General features: G+C 58.0%; 12 protein-coding genes and 1 pseudogene. 8 read left to right on the top strand and 5 right to left on the bottom strand.

Features of this window, described 5'->3' with window-relative positions; all coding sequences use genetic code 11:
• The first annotated feature begins 40 nt into the window (after window positions 1–40).
• Window positions 41–2359: a type I restriction endonuclease subunit R gene (locus MPZ60_RS19420; RefSeq protein ID WP_255777540.1), complete on the top strand. Its 2319-nt coding sequence runs from the start codon at window positions 41–43 to the stop codon at window positions 2357–2359.
• Between the two features lie 124 nt (window positions 2360–2483).
• On the opposite strand, the gene MPZ60_RS19425 is transcribed toward MPZ60_RS19420, so the two are convergent.
• The gene (locus MPZ60_RS19425) at window positions 2484–2786 is read right to left on the bottom strand and encodes a putative quinol monooxygenase (RefSeq protein WP_007182542.1); all 303 of its coding nucleotides are present in this window, start codon (window positions 2784–2786) and stop codon (window positions 2484–2486) included.
• Window positions 2787–2852: 66 nt separating this feature from the next.
• Between MPZ60_RS19425 and MPZ60_RS19430 the strand changes: the two genes are divergently transcribed.
• Both MPZ60_RS19430 and MPZ60_RS19435 read left to right on the top strand, forming a co-directional pair.
• Entirely contained in the window at window positions 2853–3866 is a 1014-nt protein-coding gene (locus MPZ60_RS19430; protein ID WP_034359721.1) for a GlxA family transcriptional regulator, read from the top strand.
• A gap of 210 nt (window positions 3867–4076) precedes the next feature.
• Entirely contained in the window at window positions 4077–5141 is a 1065-nt protein-coding gene (locus MPZ60_RS19435) for an alkene reductase (RefSeq protein WP_034359722.1), read from the top strand.
• Window positions 5142–5758: 617 nt separating this feature from the next.
• Here the strand turns inward: MPZ60_RS19435 and MPZ60_RS19440 are convergent.
• The 3 genes and pseudogenes from MPZ60_RS19440 to MPZ60_RS19450 form a co-directional block, all read right to left on the bottom strand.
• Entirely contained in the window at window positions 5759–6913 is a 1155-nt protein-coding gene (locus MPZ60_RS19440) for a S1C family serine protease (RefSeq protein WP_034359724.1), read from the bottom strand.
• 22 nt (window positions 6914–6935) lie between these two features.
• Window positions 6936–7241 (bottom strand): annotated as a pseudogene (locus MPZ60_RS19445) (hypothetical protein); the annotation flags it as partial.
• A gap of 34 nt (window positions 7242–7275) precedes the next feature.
• On the bottom strand, window positions 7276–8043 hold the full coding sequence (locus MPZ60_RS19450) for an IclR family transcriptional regulator C-terminal domain-containing protein (protein ID WP_034410966.1): 768 nt from the start codon (window positions 8041–8043) through the stop codon (window positions 7276–7278).
• A gap of 142 nt (window positions 8044–8185) precedes the next feature.
• On the opposite strand from MPZ60_RS19450, the gene MPZ60_RS19455 reads away from it, so the two are divergent.
• The 5 genes from MPZ60_RS19455 to MPZ60_RS19475 are packed head-to-tail and all read left to right on the top strand — an operon-like array spanning window position 8186 to window position 12803.
• Window positions 8186–9121 carry a tripartite tricarboxylate transporter substrate binding protein gene (locus tag MPZ60_RS19455; RefSeq protein WP_242899878.1) on the top strand — a complete coding sequence of 312 codons (936 nt, stop codon included), beginning with the start codon at window positions 8186–8188 and terminating at the stop codon, window positions 9119–9121.
• 15 nt (window positions 9122–9136) lie between these two features.
• Complete coding sequence (locus tag MPZ60_RS19460; protein ID WP_242882024.1) at window positions 9137–10378, top strand: aromatic ring-hydroxylating dioxygenase subunit alpha; 1242 nt, start codon at window positions 9137–9139, stop codon at window positions 10376–10378.
• On the top strand, window positions 10375–10839 hold the full coding sequence (locus MPZ60_RS19465) for a nuclear transport factor 2 family protein (RefSeq protein WP_034402069.1): 465 nt from the start codon (window positions 10375–10377) through the stop codon (window positions 10837–10839). The genes MPZ60_RS19460 and MPZ60_RS19465 overlap by 4 nt, the downstream gene beginning before the upstream one ends.
• Window positions 10836–11783, top strand: coding sequence for a PdxA family protein (locus tag MPZ60_RS19470; protein WP_034410981.1), 948 nt, complete (start codon window positions 10836–10838; stop codon window positions 11781–11783). The genes MPZ60_RS19465 and MPZ60_RS19470 overlap by 4 nt, the downstream gene beginning before the upstream one ends.
• Window positions 11784–11792: 9 nt before the next feature.
• Window positions 11793–12803, top strand: a complete 1011-nt coding sequence (locus tag MPZ60_RS19475; RefSeq protein WP_034410983.1) for an FAD-binding oxidoreductase — start codon at window positions 11793–11795, stop codon at window positions 12801–12803.
• Window positions 12804–13401: 598 nt separating this feature from the next.
• Here the strand turns inward: MPZ60_RS19475 and MPZ60_RS19480 are convergent.
• Window positions 13402–14492, bottom strand: a protein-coding gene (locus tag MPZ60_RS19480; RefSeq protein ID WP_370458247.1) for an IS3 family transposase whose coding sequence is annotated in 2 segments (ribosomal slippage) — window positions 13402–14234 and window positions 14234–14492 — 1092 coding nt in all. Because the reading frame shifts where the segments join, the coding sequence is not laid out codon by codon here.
• Between the last annotated feature and the right edge of the window lie 101 nt (window positions 14493–14593).

The raw sequence follows: 14593 nt of genomic DNA on the forward strand, positions 1-14593 counted from the left end.
GAAATCGCGGGTCAGTTTTGCGTGGAAATTAACATACTCGGTGTTTGACGTGAGCGATACGCTGCTGGTGATGCGCCCCTACCAGATTGCCGCGACAGAGCGCATTCTGTGGAAGATCAAGAGCAGCTACGAGGCCAAGAACTGGAGCACGGTGGAAAGTGGTGGCTTTATCTGGCACACCACGGGTTCGGGCAAGACGCTGACCAGCTTCAAGGCGGCGCGGCTGGCGACGGAGTTGGACTTCATCGACAAGGTGTTCTTTGTGGTGGACCGCAAGGATCTGGACTACCAGACCATGAAGGAGTACCAGCGGTTTTCACCGGACAGCGTCAATGGCTCGGACAGCACGGCAGGCTTGAAGCGCAACCTGGACAAGGATGACAACAAGATCATTGTCACCACTATCCAAAAGCTCAACAACCTGATGAAGGGCGAAGCCGATCTGCCCATCTACAACAAGCAGGTGGTATTTATTTTTGACGAGTGCCACCGCAGCCAGTTTGGCGAGGCGCAAAAGAACCTCAAGAAAAAGTTCAAGAAGTTTTGCCAGTTTGGCTTTACCGGCACCCCCATCTTCCCCCAGAACGCACTAGGGGCTGAAACCACAGCCAGCGTGTTTGGGCGCGAGCTGCACTCTTACGTGATCACCGATGCGATCCGTGATGAGAAGGTGCTGAAGTTCAAGGTGGACTACAACGATGTGCGCCCCAAGTTCAAGGCCATTGAGAGCGAGCAGGACGAGAAAAAGCTCAGCGCTGCGGAGAACAAGCAAGCCCTGCTGCACCCAGACCGTATCAGCGAGATTACGCAGTACATCCTGAACAACTTTCATCAAAAAACCCACCGCTTACACCCTGGTGCCAAGGGCTTTAACGCTATGTTTGCGGTCAGCAGCGTGGATGCCGCCAAGGCGTACTACGAGTGCTTCAAGGAGCAGCAAAAGGGGCGTGACAAGCCGCTCAAGGTGGCCACCATCTTCTCGTTTGCGGCCAACGAGGAGCAGGATGCGATTGGCGATATTCAGGACGAAAGCCTGGATACATCGGCCATGAATAGCAGTGCCAAGGAGTTTTTGACTGCCGCCATCAAAGACTACAACGCACTGTTTGGCACCAGCTTTAGCGTAGATGGTGAGGGCTTTCAGAACTACTACCGGGATCTGGCCAAGCAGGTCAAAGCCAAAGAGATTGATTTGCTGATTGTGGTGGGCATGTTCCTCACTGGCTTTGATGCGCCCACATTGAACACCCTGTTTGTGGACAAGAATCTGCGCTTTCACGGTTTGATGCAGGCGTACTCCCGCACCAACCGCATTTATGACGCCACCAAGACCTTTGGCAACATCGTCACCTTCCGCGACCTAGAGCAGGCCACGGTGGATGCGATTACCTTGTTTGGCGACAAGAACACCAAGAACGTGGTGCTGGAGAAGAGCTACAAGGAGTACATGGAGGGCTTTACCGATATCGCCACGGGTGCTGCAAAGCGTGGCTTTATCGAGGTGGTCAAAGAGCTGGAAGAACGCTTCCCTGACCCTGCTGCCATTGAGAAGGAATCGGACAAAAAAGCCTTCGTGAAGCTGTTTGGCGAGTATTTGCGCCTTGAGAACATCTTGCAGAACTACGACGAGTTCGCCAGCCTGAAGGCTTTGCAAGAGGTGGATCTGAACGATCCTGCAGCCGTAGAGGACTTCAAGGCCAAGCACTACCTGAGCGATGAGGATTTGCAGGCTCTACAGACCATCACCATGCCTGCTGAGCGTAAGGTGCAAGACTACCGCTCCACTTACAACGATGTGCGCGACTGGATACGTAAGGAGCGTGAAGGTGGTGGTGATGTGGCACCTTCAGCCATCGACTGGAACGATGTGGTGTTTGAGGTGGACTTGCTCAAGTCCCAAGAGATCAACCTGGACTACATTCTTGAGCTGATCTTTGAGAACAACAAGAAGCTCAAAGACAAATCCACGCTGGTGGAAGATGTCCGCCGCGTCATTCGTGCCAGCATTGGCAACCGTGCCAAGGAAGAGTTGGTGGTGGACTTTATCAACCACACCAACCTTGATGAGCTGGGTGACAAGGCCACGGTGATTGATGCCTTCTTCCAGTTTGCCCAAGCTGAACAGCAGCGTGAAGCACAGGCGTTGATCGACGAAGAAAAGCTCAATGCCGATGCGGCCAAGCGTTACATCACCAATTCCCTCAAGCGTGAGTTCGCCTCAGATAGCGGTACTGAGTTGAACTCCGTGCTGCCCAAGATGAGCCCACTGAATCCGCAGTACCTGACCAAGAAGCAGACGGTGTTTCAGAAGATCGCTGCGTTTGTGGAGAAGTTCAAGGGTGTGGGTGGGCAGGTTTGAATCTGCCCTTTTCTCGCCGGAAAATCCATAGGCTGCAAGAATGACAGCAAGGAGGTTGGGATCGCACGTAGGGCTGTGTGATCCCCATCCTACAGCGTGACCTGATTGGGTCAAGGCCGAGTTGTCATGCAGGCAGTTTGGCTGCAAGCAGTTCGACCTTCTCGATATTGGGCGGAGAACTGAGCAAGGTCGCTGCGTTGGCCATCAAGGCCGCGGCGATCTGGCCGTTCAGATGTGCCTGGCGACCTGCCTCATCGGCAAAGGCATCGAACACACCAAACGTCGAAGGGCCAAACTTCAATGCGAACCAGGCCGTGGTGCCGGACTCGGCATTGGCGAGCGGCAGTGCGCTGGCCAGGAAGTCGGCAAGCGCAGCCTCCTGGCCGGGTTTAGCTTCGAGGCGAACAAACAGAGCGAGCTTGGTCATGCTGTATTCCTTTGGGTAAATGGAAAAGTGGGTGAAGGGATCGACGAGCCTGCAGTCTAAGTCTGCATGACAGACATCTCCAGTGGCAATAATGACAACATTGATATCATTGTTGCCATGAAACTCCACATCCTTGTTTGTGATGGTGTGTTTGATCTGGGGCTTGCGGCGCTCACTGACACAGTGGGCTTAGCCAATGCGATGGCGGGCTCGCTGCCACAGGCTCCCGCGCACATAGAGCTCACGCTGGTGGGCGTGCGGCGTCGCATCCGAACTGCGCAAGGCTTGACGGTCCCCGTGGTCACTGCGCGTGGTGTGCCCGAACCAGACGTCGTGCTCGTGCCAGCGTTTGGCGACAAGATGCCTGACACGCTCTCGGCTCGACTCACACGCCCCGATGTGCCCGATGCGGTCGCGGCGCTACAGCAGTGGTCCACCGCTGGCGCGCACCTTGGTGCCGCTTGCTCCGGTAGTTTCTTGCTTGCAGAGAGTGGCCTGCTTGATGGGCATCGTGCGACGACGTCATGGTGGCTGGGGCCGATGTTTCGGCAGCGCTATCCGAACGTCACGCTGGACGAGTCACGCATGATCGTGAACTCGACACGCTTCACCACCGCGGGTGCCGCTTTGGCCCACGTCGACTTGGCCTTGCGCATCATCCGAGGGCGCAGTCCGGCGCTGGCGGCCCTGGTGGCACGCTATCTGCTGGTCGAGACACGCAGCTCGCAAGCCGAGTTCGTGATTCCCGACCACCTTGCGCATGCCGACCCGATGGTCGAGCGCTTCGAGTGCTGGGCCAGACGTCGGCTCGCGCAGGGGTTCTCGCTGACCGAGGCGGCCAGCGCCGCGGGCACAAGTGAGCGCACCTTGGCGCGGCGGCTGCAAAGCGTTTTGGGAAAGACACCACTGTCGTATTTCCAGGACCTGCGCGTGGAGCATGCCGTCCATCTCTTGCGCACCGGGAACGCCAGCGTCGATCAGGTCGCCGCACAGGTCGGGTACTCGGATGGAGTGACGCTGCGGGCCCTGTTGCGCCGCAAGCTGGGCCGGGGTGTCAGGGAGTTGCGACGCGGTGGATGACCAAAGGCGTTTGGTGCATGTACGGCTGGAGACCGCCGCGAAACTGTCGGAAGCAAAGGCTTGCCCACTTGCGTCTACTACATCGTGCGTTGGGTGCAAAAGCACCAGCCGTGCCAAAGCAGTCTTCAGTGACCTTTCAAAGGTCTGAGTATTGGGAATACTGTTAGCTTTACCACTGTTTTCTGTTCACTAATCTGGGTTTTCATTCACATGCTATTCAATCCACTTCAAGTAGGTTCTCTCACCCTGCCCAACCGCATCCTTCTGGCACCACTGACACGCGCCCGTGCCGACGCTGGCCACATGCCCAACGCGCTGATGGCCGAGTACTACAGCCAGCGTGCCACCGGCGGCCTGCTGATTTCCGAATGCACCATGGTGGCGCCCGGTACATCAGCCTTCGTCAATGAGCCTGGCATCTACAACGACGCGCAGATTGCAGCCTGGAGACAGGTGACCGACGCGGTGCACGCCAAGGGCGGACGCATCTTCATGCAGATCTGGCACGCTGGCCGCGCAGCCTACCCTGGCGCTGCCGATGGCGCCCCGATTGTCTCCAGCAGCGCCACCGCCATTGAGGGTGAGATCCACACGCCCCAAGGCAAGGTGCCGCACGCGGTGCCCCGCCCCCTGACCATCGAAGAGATTCCCGGCATCGTGGCTGCGTTTGCTCAAGGCGCACGCAACGCCATTGCCGCCGGCTTTGATGGTGTGGAAGTACACGGCGCCAACGGCTACCTGATTGACCAGTTTCTGCGCGACACGCCCAACCAGCGCACCGATGCCTACGGCGGATCGCTGGAAAACCGTGCACGTTTGCTGTTCGAGGTACTCACTGCCGTGACCCAGGCGATCGGTTCCGAACGTGTGGGTCTGCGCCTGTCGCCCCTCAACAGCTTCAACAGCATGAAAGACAGCGACCCGCTGGCCCTCATCGGCTTCCTGGCCGATAGGCTCAATGCCTTCAAGCTAGCCTACCTGCACGTGATGCGCGCCGATTTCTTCGGCGTGCAGAAGGCCGATGTCATGCCCGTAGCGCGTGAAAAGTACAAGGGTGTGTTGGTGGGCAACATGGGCTACAGCGCTGACGAAGCCGAGGCGGCCATCGCCGCAGGCAAGCTTGATGCTGTGGCCTTTGGCACCGCCTTCCTGGCTAACCCGGACCTGCCCGCACGCATCAGGGCCAAGGCACCGCTGAACGCGCCTGACTCCAACACGTTCTACGCAGGCGGCGCAAAGGGCTATACAGACTATCCGACACTGCAGGTCGCGTAAATCACCGCCCCAGAAGACCGAAGAAACGAGCCACTTTATACCCAAGGCTCTGCCGTTCGGTCTTGCGAAGCTGTGAATCTATGGCGTCTACCGAGTGTTGTGCGCCATCACGATCTTTAATTGATAAGTTGCCTCGGTTTGCTCCGCCGCCCGCCGAACTCGTACATCGTCTCCGGCTCAAGTAGTGCCGAGGCCGCGCTATCCTCCCATATCGAGTTCAGTCAGGTTCGGAAATTCCTGGTCGCAATCTAGGGCAGCAGGCCCTCGAGACACCGCTGTAATTCTGCGCACCGCCAGTGTCAGCTGCCCTTGGCTTGGTAAAACTGCGGGCAATCGGATAACGGTTATCTGTAAGACGCCCTGAGGTGACGGTTAGGCCGCGAACGGCAGCCCGCCGCTACTTACCGGCGGCTCAAGATGCAAGCGTGATCTTCTGCTGTGCGTCGAGAACTGAGCTGCTGGCTGCTGCCGATGTAAGGACTAGCGCAAGAAGAGGTCCGAGCCCAAAAGCAAAAAGCCTTGGCAACCAAAGTGTAGGGCATCAAGTTTCTGCGGCTCGAATACTTGATGCATCCATCGTTATTTTTTACCGATCCCCAGAAGTTCTCTACTTCAGATCAGGCGCCAGGTTGCAACTCCACGCGCACCTCCCTTGGCTTACCGGCCCGCTCAACTGACAAGACAACCACATCCCCCACCTTTTGGTCGTCAAGCCGTGCGAGCAGCTTGGCGACATCGTCGACGGGAGCGCCACCTATGCCTGTGATACGGTCTCCCGGCACGATGCCTTCGGGGCCAACGGTGATACCGCTCAGGCCCGCCTTTTGCGCCGCTGAGCCAGGGGCGACACGGAGCACGAACACGCCTTGGGTACTGGTCAGTGCCTGCAATCGGCGGTTGAGCTGCTCGTCTACCTCGATCCCAAGCGCCGGGCGGATGTATTTTCCTGTCTTGATGAGTTGTGGCACCACACGCATGACCGTGTCCACCGGTACGGCGAAGCCAATCCCAGCCGATGCACCGGAAGGGCTGTAGATCGCTGTGTTGATGCCAATCAGGCGGCCGGCGGAATCGAGCAACGGCCCACCCGAGTTGCCGGGGTTGATAGCGGCATCGGTTTGAATCAGGTGTTCGATGGTCACTCCGCCGGATTCTCCGGGCAGCGATCGATCTAGCGCGGACACGATGCCGTTGGTGAGTGTCCAATCCAGGCCGAAGGGGTTGCCGATGGCGAACACCTTTTGTCCCACCTTGAGGTCTGCGCTGGTGCCGACCGGAACGGCGGGCGGGCGCTGGAAGCCGACGCCGATTTTGAGCACCGCGATATCGTGGGCCGGACTCACGCCGACCAGCGCGGCCTGGTAATCACGGCCGTCGGCCAGTTTGACCGTGGCATCCGACGCCCCCTGGATCACATGAAAGTTGGTAACGACATGACCGGCGTCATCCCAGATGAAACCCGAACCCGTGCCGCGCGGCACAGAAAAGACGTTGCGCGTCCAGACATCTCGTACCAGTTGGGACGTCGTGATGTAGACCACCGATGCCCGGGATTTCTCGAACAGCTCGATGGTGGCCTGTTCGTCAGCGGCCAGATCGCCACGCGGCGTGACGGTGCGCTCAGCGGCTTGGCGCGGGCTGAACCAGGCTTCGATGGCGGGCAGGAACTGCCAGAACAGCATGAGTGCTGCAACGCACGCAGTGATGACGAGCCACCGCCGGACGAAATGATCCGGAGCTGGGCGTTGTGGGTAAGGACCGGGGGAAGACATGACGGAGGCTCCTTCGAGTGATTTAGCGCCAAAGGCCGCTCAGGCCCCGGCGTGGTGGGCACATCGGTGCGAACGACCTTGGCACGAGATAATCCGTTTGGAACAGCAGGGTCTGCGATGGCTGAGGCGCCAGCTCCATCAGGCGCGCGATACGAGCCTCTGCCGCCGTATGCGTGCGCAGCCAAGACGGCTCGGGATTTCCCCAGCCGGGCAGGCCATCCGTGAGGGCAATGGAGGCAAGGCGCCTGGAGCCGGTGGCAAAGGCATTGACATTGACGATGCCGCTGGGCACATAGTACGGAACCGGCGTGTTCGGCAACCCGAGCCTCAGCCGCTGCGCTAGGCAAAGACATGGTGGCGCATTACATCCCTTGCGGATACAACTTTTTTTCCAACTCATTGCGAGCGCGCTTCAGCGGCATCAAAAAAGTCTCCTTGAACTCACTCATGCTGAGTCTCTCTGCCCTAACAGCAATGCTCATGGCAGCAATTGTGTTGCCTTGAGGGTCGCGCACTGGCGCCGCCATGGAGCGCACACCCAGCTCCAACTCTCCATCGCTGCATGACCATCCGGATTGCCTGCAAGTTTCAAGCAGACCTAGCAGCTCCTCCAAGTCAGTCATCGTCTGAGGGGTCAGAGCCACCCGCTCGATCATCTCCAGCCTTGCACGCGCCTCATGTTGAAGCAGTCCTGACAACAGCATCCGACCAATCGCAGAACAGTACACCGGCAACCTGGATCCTATTCCTAGGCCCGTGCTCAAGCTGCGCCGTGCGGTCGAACGGCCAATGATGATGGCATCGTCTTCCAACAAAGTACCAAGCGAAGCGGACTCTCTGGTCCGCTCCGACAGTGCATCCAGTAGCGGCTGGGCCAACGCAGGCATGGGGCGCGATGACAGAAATGAATAGGCGATCAGCAGTGACTTAGGCTGCATCCAAAACAGCTTTCCGTCACTCTCTAAATAGCCGAGCTGTACTAGTGTGCTGAGCGAACGTCTGGCTGATGCTGGCGTGGACTGCGTGAGCCTGGCCACTTCCGACAGCGTGAGCCGGGTATGCCGACGGTCAAAGCAAGTCAGTACGCCCAATCCCTTGCGCAGCGATTCCACAAAGTTCTTGTCCTGCATAGCGATCAAATCAAGGTGTTTTCAACATTTTTGCGCATAGCGCAAAAACAGGTTTAACACAAAGTACGACATCCCCATACTGCAGTTCCCCACACAAGAAGGAGACAAGATGCGCAACGAATCCATTCGCAGACGCGAAGCATTGATCGGCATTGCCACCGCGGTTGCTTCAACAGGTAGCCTGGCTCAGTCAAATCAACCTCTCAAGATCGTCGTGCCCTTCTCGGCCGGTGGTACCGCCGATGTACTGCCGCGCCTAGTAGTCGAAAAAATCCGCGCGGACTACGCAGGTGGCGTGATCATTGAAAACAAGCCCGGGGCTGGTGGAAACATCGGTGCCGATCTAGTGTTCCGGGCACCGCCAGACGGAATGACTGTGCTGGCCTCCCCTCCGGGGCCCATCGCCATCAACCACAACCTCTATCAAAAGCTCAGCTTTGACCCGACTCGCTGGGTACCGGTGACGATTTTGGCCACAGTGCCCAACGTCCTGGTCATCAACCCGAAGCTGCCTGTTAAGTCACTTGGCGAGTTCATTGCATACGCCAAAGCCAATCCCAAAAAAGTGACTGTGGCGACGCAAGGCGACGGCTCGACATCCCACTTGACTGCGGCCATGTTTATGCAGCTAACGGGTGCTGAGCTAACCGTCGTTCCCTACAAGGGAACGGCCCCGGCTCTGATTGACCTGATCGGTGGCAATGTGGATGTGTTTTTCGACAACATCAGCTCATCGGCAACCTATCACCATGCCGGCAAGGTGCGCATTCTGGCCGTTGCCGACGAGCAGCGTTCCCAAATATTGCCCCAGGTCCCCACATTCGCCGAGCAGCAATGGCCAGCCATGCAGGCCGTGACTTTCTTTTCTGTCGTCGCCCCCCCAGGCACGAGTGCAGAAATCGCACAGAAGCTTCAGAGGCAGATGGCCCAGGCTCTGTCATCAAACGACATCCGCAAGCACTTTCAGGAACAGGGCGCCGTGCCCTGCGGCTGGGATCCCACCAAGACTGCTCAGTTCATCCGTCAGGAAACCGAGAAGTGGAAGAAGGTGCTGAAGGCCGCCAACGTCAAGCTCTAACCCTTAGGAACCAACATGCAAGAATCCATCATCCAGTGGCGTGGGGCCACTAATACGCGCGTGCCCTTCGGTATCTATACCGACACAGCCAATGCTGATCATGAACAGCAGCGCATCTATCGCGGCGAGGTCTGGAACTACCTGTGCCTGGAATCTGAAATCCCCGAGGCGGGTGATTTCCGCACCACCTTTGTCGGTGAAACACCAATAGTTGTCGTGCGGGATGCCGACCAGGAAATCTACGCCTTCGAGAACCGCTGCGCGCATCGCGGCGCTCTCATCGCTCTGGAGAAATCGGGCCGTACGGATAGTTTCCAGTGCGTCTATCACGCCTGGAGCTACAACCGACAGGGAGATCTGACCGGCGTTGCCTTCGAGAAAGGTGTCAAGGGCCAGGGTGGCATGCCGGCCTCATTCTGCAAAGAAGAGCATGGCCCGCGCAAGCTCCGCGTGGCTGTCTTTTGCGGTTTGGTCTTTGGCAGTTTTTCCGAGGACGTGCCCAGCATTGAGGATTACCTTGGCCCTGAGATTTGCGAGCGCATAGAGCGCGTGCTGCACAAGCCCGTAGAAGTCATCGGTCGCTTCACGCAAAAGCTGCCTAACAACTGGAAGCTCTACTTCGAGAACGTGAAGGACAGCTATCACGCCAGCCTCCTGCATATGTTCTTCACCACCTTCGAGCTGAATCGCCTCTCACAAAAAGGCGGCGTCATCGTCGACGAGTCGGGTGGCCACCATGTGAGCTATTCCATGATCGATCGTAGCGCCAAAGACGACTCGTACAAGGACCAGGCCATCCGCTCCGACAACGAGCGTTACCGGCTCAAAGATCCCAGCCTTCTAGAGGGCTTCGAGGAGTTCGAGGACGGCGTGACCCTGCAGATCCTTTCTGTGTTCCCTGGCTTTGTGCTGCAGCAGATTCAGAACAGCATCGCCGTGCGTCAGTTGTTGCCCAAGAGCATCTCCAGCTCGGAACTCAACTGGACCTATCTTGGCTATGCAGATGACAGTACAGAGCAGCGCAAGGTCAGACTCAAACAGGCCAACCTCATCGGCCCTGCAGGATTTATTTCCATGGAAGACGGAGCTGTCGGTGGATTCGTGCAGCGTGGCATCGCAGGCGCTGCCGACCTTGACGCGGTCATCGAGATGGGCGGAGACCACGAAGGCTCTAGCGAGGGCCGCGCCACAGAAACCTCGGTACGCGGCTTTTGGAAGGCCTACCGCAAGCATATGGGACAGGAGATGCAAGCATGATCAATGAAATTCAAATCGCGGCCTTCAATGCCGCTTACGCGAAGACCGTAGACAGTGACGCCATGGAGCAATGGCCAACCTTCTTCACGAAGGATTGCCACTATCGCGTCACCAATGTCGACAATCATGCTGAAGGGCTTGCTGCCGGCATTGTCTGGGCGGATTCACAGGACATGCTCACCGACCGAATTTCTGCGCTGCGCGAAGCCAATATCTACGAGCGCCATCGCTATCGCCATATCCTGGGTCTGCCTTCGATCCAGTCAACCGATGCAACACAGGCCAGTGCTTCCACGCCGTTCATGGTGCTGCGCATCATGCATACAGGGGAAACAGAGGTCTTTGCCAGCGGTGAGTACCTCGACAAATTCACCACGATCGACGGCAAGTTACGTCTGCAAGAGCGCGTCGCGGTTTGCGACAGCACGGTGACGGACACGCTGATGGCATTGCCGCTATGACAATAGTGCACCGTAGATTGGCCTTGGCCATCGGCGATCCCCACGGTATTGGCCCTGAAATCGCACTGAAAGCTCTTCGGCAGTTGTCTGCCAACGAAAGATCCCTGATCAAGGTCTATGGACCGTGGAGCGCTCTTGAACAAGCAGCGCAGATCTGCCAAATGGAGTCCCTTCTTCAAGACCTCATTCATGAGGAAGCCGGCTCGCTTGCACAACCAGCGCAATGGGGAGAGATCACCCCGCAGGCAGGCCTATCTACGGTGCAATCTGCAACAGCAGCCATCCGGGCGTGCGAAAACGGCGAGGTCGATGCCGTCATTGCCTGTCCCCACCATGAAACGGCCATTCACCGCGCAGGCATAGCGTTCAGCGGCTACCCATCTTTGCTCGCCAATGTTCTTGGCATGAACGAAGACCAGGTATTCCTGATGCTGGTGGGTGCTGGCTTGCGCATAGTGCATGTCACTTTGCATGAAAGCGTGCGCAGCGCCTTGGAGCGGCTCTCTCCTCAGTTGGTGGTCAACGCGGTGCAGGCTGCCGTGCAGACATGCACCTTACTCGGAGTGCCTAAACCACAAGTCGCTGTATTCGGGATCAACCCTCATGCATCTGAAGGACAGTTGTTCGGCCTGGAGGACTCCCAGATCACCGCTCCTGCCGTCGAGACACTGCGCAAGTGCGGCCTGGCGGTAGATGGTCCCATGGGAGCCGACATGGTTCTGGCACAGCGCAAGCACGACCTGTATGTGGCCATGCTGCATGACCAAGGGCACATCCCCATCAAGCTGCTGGCTCCTAACGGAGCCAGCGCCCTCTCCATCGGCGGCAGGGTGGTGCTTTCCAGCGTGGGCCATGGCAGCGCCATGGACATTGCCGGCCGTGGCGTGGCCGACTCCACGGCCCTCCTGCGCACGATCGCCCTGCTCGGCGCCCAACCGGGCTGAGGACCCTCCATGAACCACCAGATCCATATCCACGACTCTGATATCGCGTTCCCCTGCGCGCCCGGGCAATCCGTGCTGGATGCCGCCCTGCAGGCCGGCATCGAACTACCTTATTCCTGCCGCAAAGGTAGCTGTGGCAATTGTGCGAGCGTCCTGCTCAAAGGAAATATTACTTCCTTCAATGGCATGGCCGTGCGCAGCGAACTCTGCACCTCGGAGCAGGTACTGCTGTGCGGCTGCACCGCCGCCAGCGATATACGAATCCAGCCGAGCTCCTTTCGCCGCCTTGACCCGGAAGCCCGAAAACGTTTTACGGCCAAGGTGTACAGCAATACACTGGCGGCACCCGATGTCTCGCTGCTGCGCCTGCGCCTGCCTGTGGGCAAGCGCGCCAAATTTGAAGCCGGCCAATACCTGCTGATTCACCTCGACGACGGGGAAAGCCGCAGCTACTCTATGGCCAATCCACCCCATGAGAGCGATGGCATCACATTGCATGTCAGGCATGTACCGGGAGGTCGCTTCAGCACTATCGTCCAGCAGTTGAAGTCTGGTGACACATTGGAGATCGAACTGCCATTCGGCAGCATCGCACTGAAGCCTGACGACACCAGGCCCCTGATTTGCGTTGCAGGTGGCACGGGATTTGCGCCCATTAAATCCGTTCTTGATGACTTAGCCAAACGCAAGGTTCAGCGCGACATCACGCTGATATGGGGGGCTCGCAACCCCTCTGGCCTGTATCTCCCTAGTGCCATCGACAAGTGGCGCAAAACTTGGCCGCAGTTTCGCTACATTGCAGCCATCACCGACCTAGGCAATGTGCCTGCGGATGCTCACGCCGGTCGGGTAGATGACGCACTACGCACACACTTTGGCAACCTGCACGATCATGTGGTGCACTGCTGTGGCTCACCCTCCCTGGTTCAATCAGTGCGCACAGCAGCTTCCGATATGGGCCTGTTAGCACAGGACTTCCACGCGGATGTTTTTGCGACGAGCCCGACTGGTAGCCACTAGAAGTAGCTATCCATGCGATATCAACACGGCGGGCTTGAGGCGGATATATGTTGATTTCCACCCAGAAGTGATCCACTAGCCCCCACCAACGATCCAACTAGCCAAGCATGCTGTGATATGCGCAGTGTTGCTCAACGTTTGCGGAGCAGCGAACGCACATCACCATTTATGTGAGATGGACGCCTAGACTCCGGCGTCGACTCACCCCACTCGGGCGGCTCCAGCATCAGTCGCGTGTATTCGGGCGGCAGCGCTGGTAGTAACCTAGGTTACCGAGGTGTAGAGAGAACCTGGGAGGAGGGCTCTCCGCCGTTTTTCTCCTAGAGTGTTGATTTCCTCCCAGAAGTGACCCACTGGAGGTGCGGATAAAAACTTGGACTGGTTTTATGCTGCTAGGCCAAGCTTGTGCCGGTAGCCACGGCCGGGGTTGAGGGTCACTCGCCTCGAACTGGATTTATGTAACAACGCCGAGCGCGAGGACATCTCCCCCACCCATTGCATAGCGTGCATGCAGAAACTGCTGTGTATCCTTGCTTGAGGAGTACAGATCTTTCGACGTCCCCCCGTTTTCAGTAGCACAAGGCTTTGGAGTCCGAGGTTAATTTAACTGCTTTTGCATCAGCCTCTGGGCATAGGCTGTGGGCGTGAGTCCACCAAGCGATCTCTTGGGCCGCTCTTCGTTGTATTCCCGGCGCCAAGCTTCAACGATTACCCGGGCATGTGCCAGACTGGTGAACCAATGTTCGTTCAAGCATTCATCCCTAAAGCGCCCGTTGAATGATTCGATGTGGGCGTTCTGGTTGGGCTTGCCCAGTTCGATCAGAAACAGCTGAACGCCCCTGGCGTGGGCCCAGTTCAGCATGGCTCGACCGCAGAACTCCTTGCCGTTGTCAGTTCGGATCGCCTTGGGTAGCCCCCTTGTCCTGGCGAGTTGCTCCAGGATGCGCACCAGTTGGTTGCCACCCAGGGCCCGCTCCGGCACGATGGCCACAGCCTCATGGGTTGCGTCATCCACTACCGTGAGGTTTTTGATGCTGCGTCCTTCCGCTGTGCGGTCAAAGACAAAGTCCATGGACCACACCTGGTTGGCAACTGTCGGGCGTACCAAAGGGTGGCGCTCCGATATCGGGATCTTCTTGCGCCTGCGCTTTTTGATCTGAAGACCGGCTTGGGCATACAGACGATCCACCCGCTTGTGATTCACGATCTCTCCGGCTTGGCGCAGCTTCAGATAGATCATGCCGGCCCCGTAGCGACGATGACGCTGTGCCAGAGCGATGATCTTCTCCTTCAAGGCACAGTTGTGGTCGCAGGCTGGTTTGTAGCGCAGGGCACTGGCGCTCATGCCGATGACACGCAGCGAACGACGCTCGCTCAGTCCACGGCTGACCATGTGACGCACCAACTCGCGCCGTGCGGGTGCGCTCACCACTTTTTTCTCAAGGCTTCTTTCGTCACCTCGTTCTCAAGCAGGGCTTCGGCCAGCAGCCGTTTGAGCCGTCCGTTTTCGGCTTCCAGCTCCTTCAGACGTTTGGCATCGGACACGCTCATACCGCCAAACTTGCTGCGCCAGAGGTAATAGCTGGCCTCGGAGAAGCCGTGCCGCCGGCACAGCTCGGCCACCGGTAAGCCCGATTCGGCTTCCCGCAGGAAGCCAATGATCTGTTCTTCCGTAAATCTCTTCTTCACGTCCAATCTCCTGTTGCATGGGATTGGACTCCAAGCTCACCTGCTACTCAATTCCGGGGAGACGTCGCTTTGATCAACTGCAGTAGCTCAGTTTTTTCTAT

Source organism: Comamonas sp. 7D-2, assembly GCF_022749555.1.
In the GTDB taxonomy this organism is placed as follows: Bacteria; Pseudomonadota; Gammaproteobacteria; order Burkholderiales; family Burkholderiaceae_C; genus Comamonas; species Comamonas thiooxydans.

Excerpts from the sequence above, each read along its gene's own strand:
- MPZ60_RS19425 (WP_007182542.1), bottom strand. The coding sequence starts at position 2,786 with ATGACCAAGCTCGCTCTGTTTGTTCGCCTCGAAGCTAAACCCGGCCAG.
- MPZ60_RS19430 (WP_034359721.1), top strand. The coding sequence starts at position 2,853 with ATGACAGACATCTCCAGTGGCAATAATGACAACATTGATATCATTGTT.
- MPZ60_RS19435 (WP_034359722.1), top strand. The coding sequence starts at position 4,077 with ATGCTATTCAATCCACTTCAAGTAGGTTCTCTCACCCTGCCCAACCGC.
- MPZ60_RS19440 (WP_034359724.1), bottom strand. The coding sequence starts at position 6,913 with ATGTCTTCCCCCGGTCCTTACCCACAACGCCCAGCTCCGGATCATTTC.
- MPZ60_RS19450 (WP_034410966.1), bottom strand. The coding sequence starts at position 8,043 with ATGCAGGACAAGAACTTTGTGGAATCGCTGCGCAAGGGATTGGGCGTA.
- MPZ60_RS19460 (WP_242882024.1), top strand. The coding sequence starts at position 9,137 with ATGCAAGAATCCATCATCCAGTGGCGTGGGGCCACTAATACGCGCGTG.
- MPZ60_RS19465 (WP_034402069.1), top strand. The coding sequence starts at position 10,375 with ATGATCAATGAAATTCAAATCGCGGCCTTCAATGCCGCTTACGCGAAG.
- MPZ60_RS19470 (WP_034410981.1), top strand. The coding sequence starts at position 10,836 with ATGACAATAGTGCACCGTAGATTGGCCTTGGCCATCGGCGATCCCCAC.
- MPZ60_RS19475 (WP_034410983.1), top strand. The coding sequence starts at position 11,793 with ATGAACCACCAGATCCATATCCACGACTCTGATATCGCGTTCCCCTGC.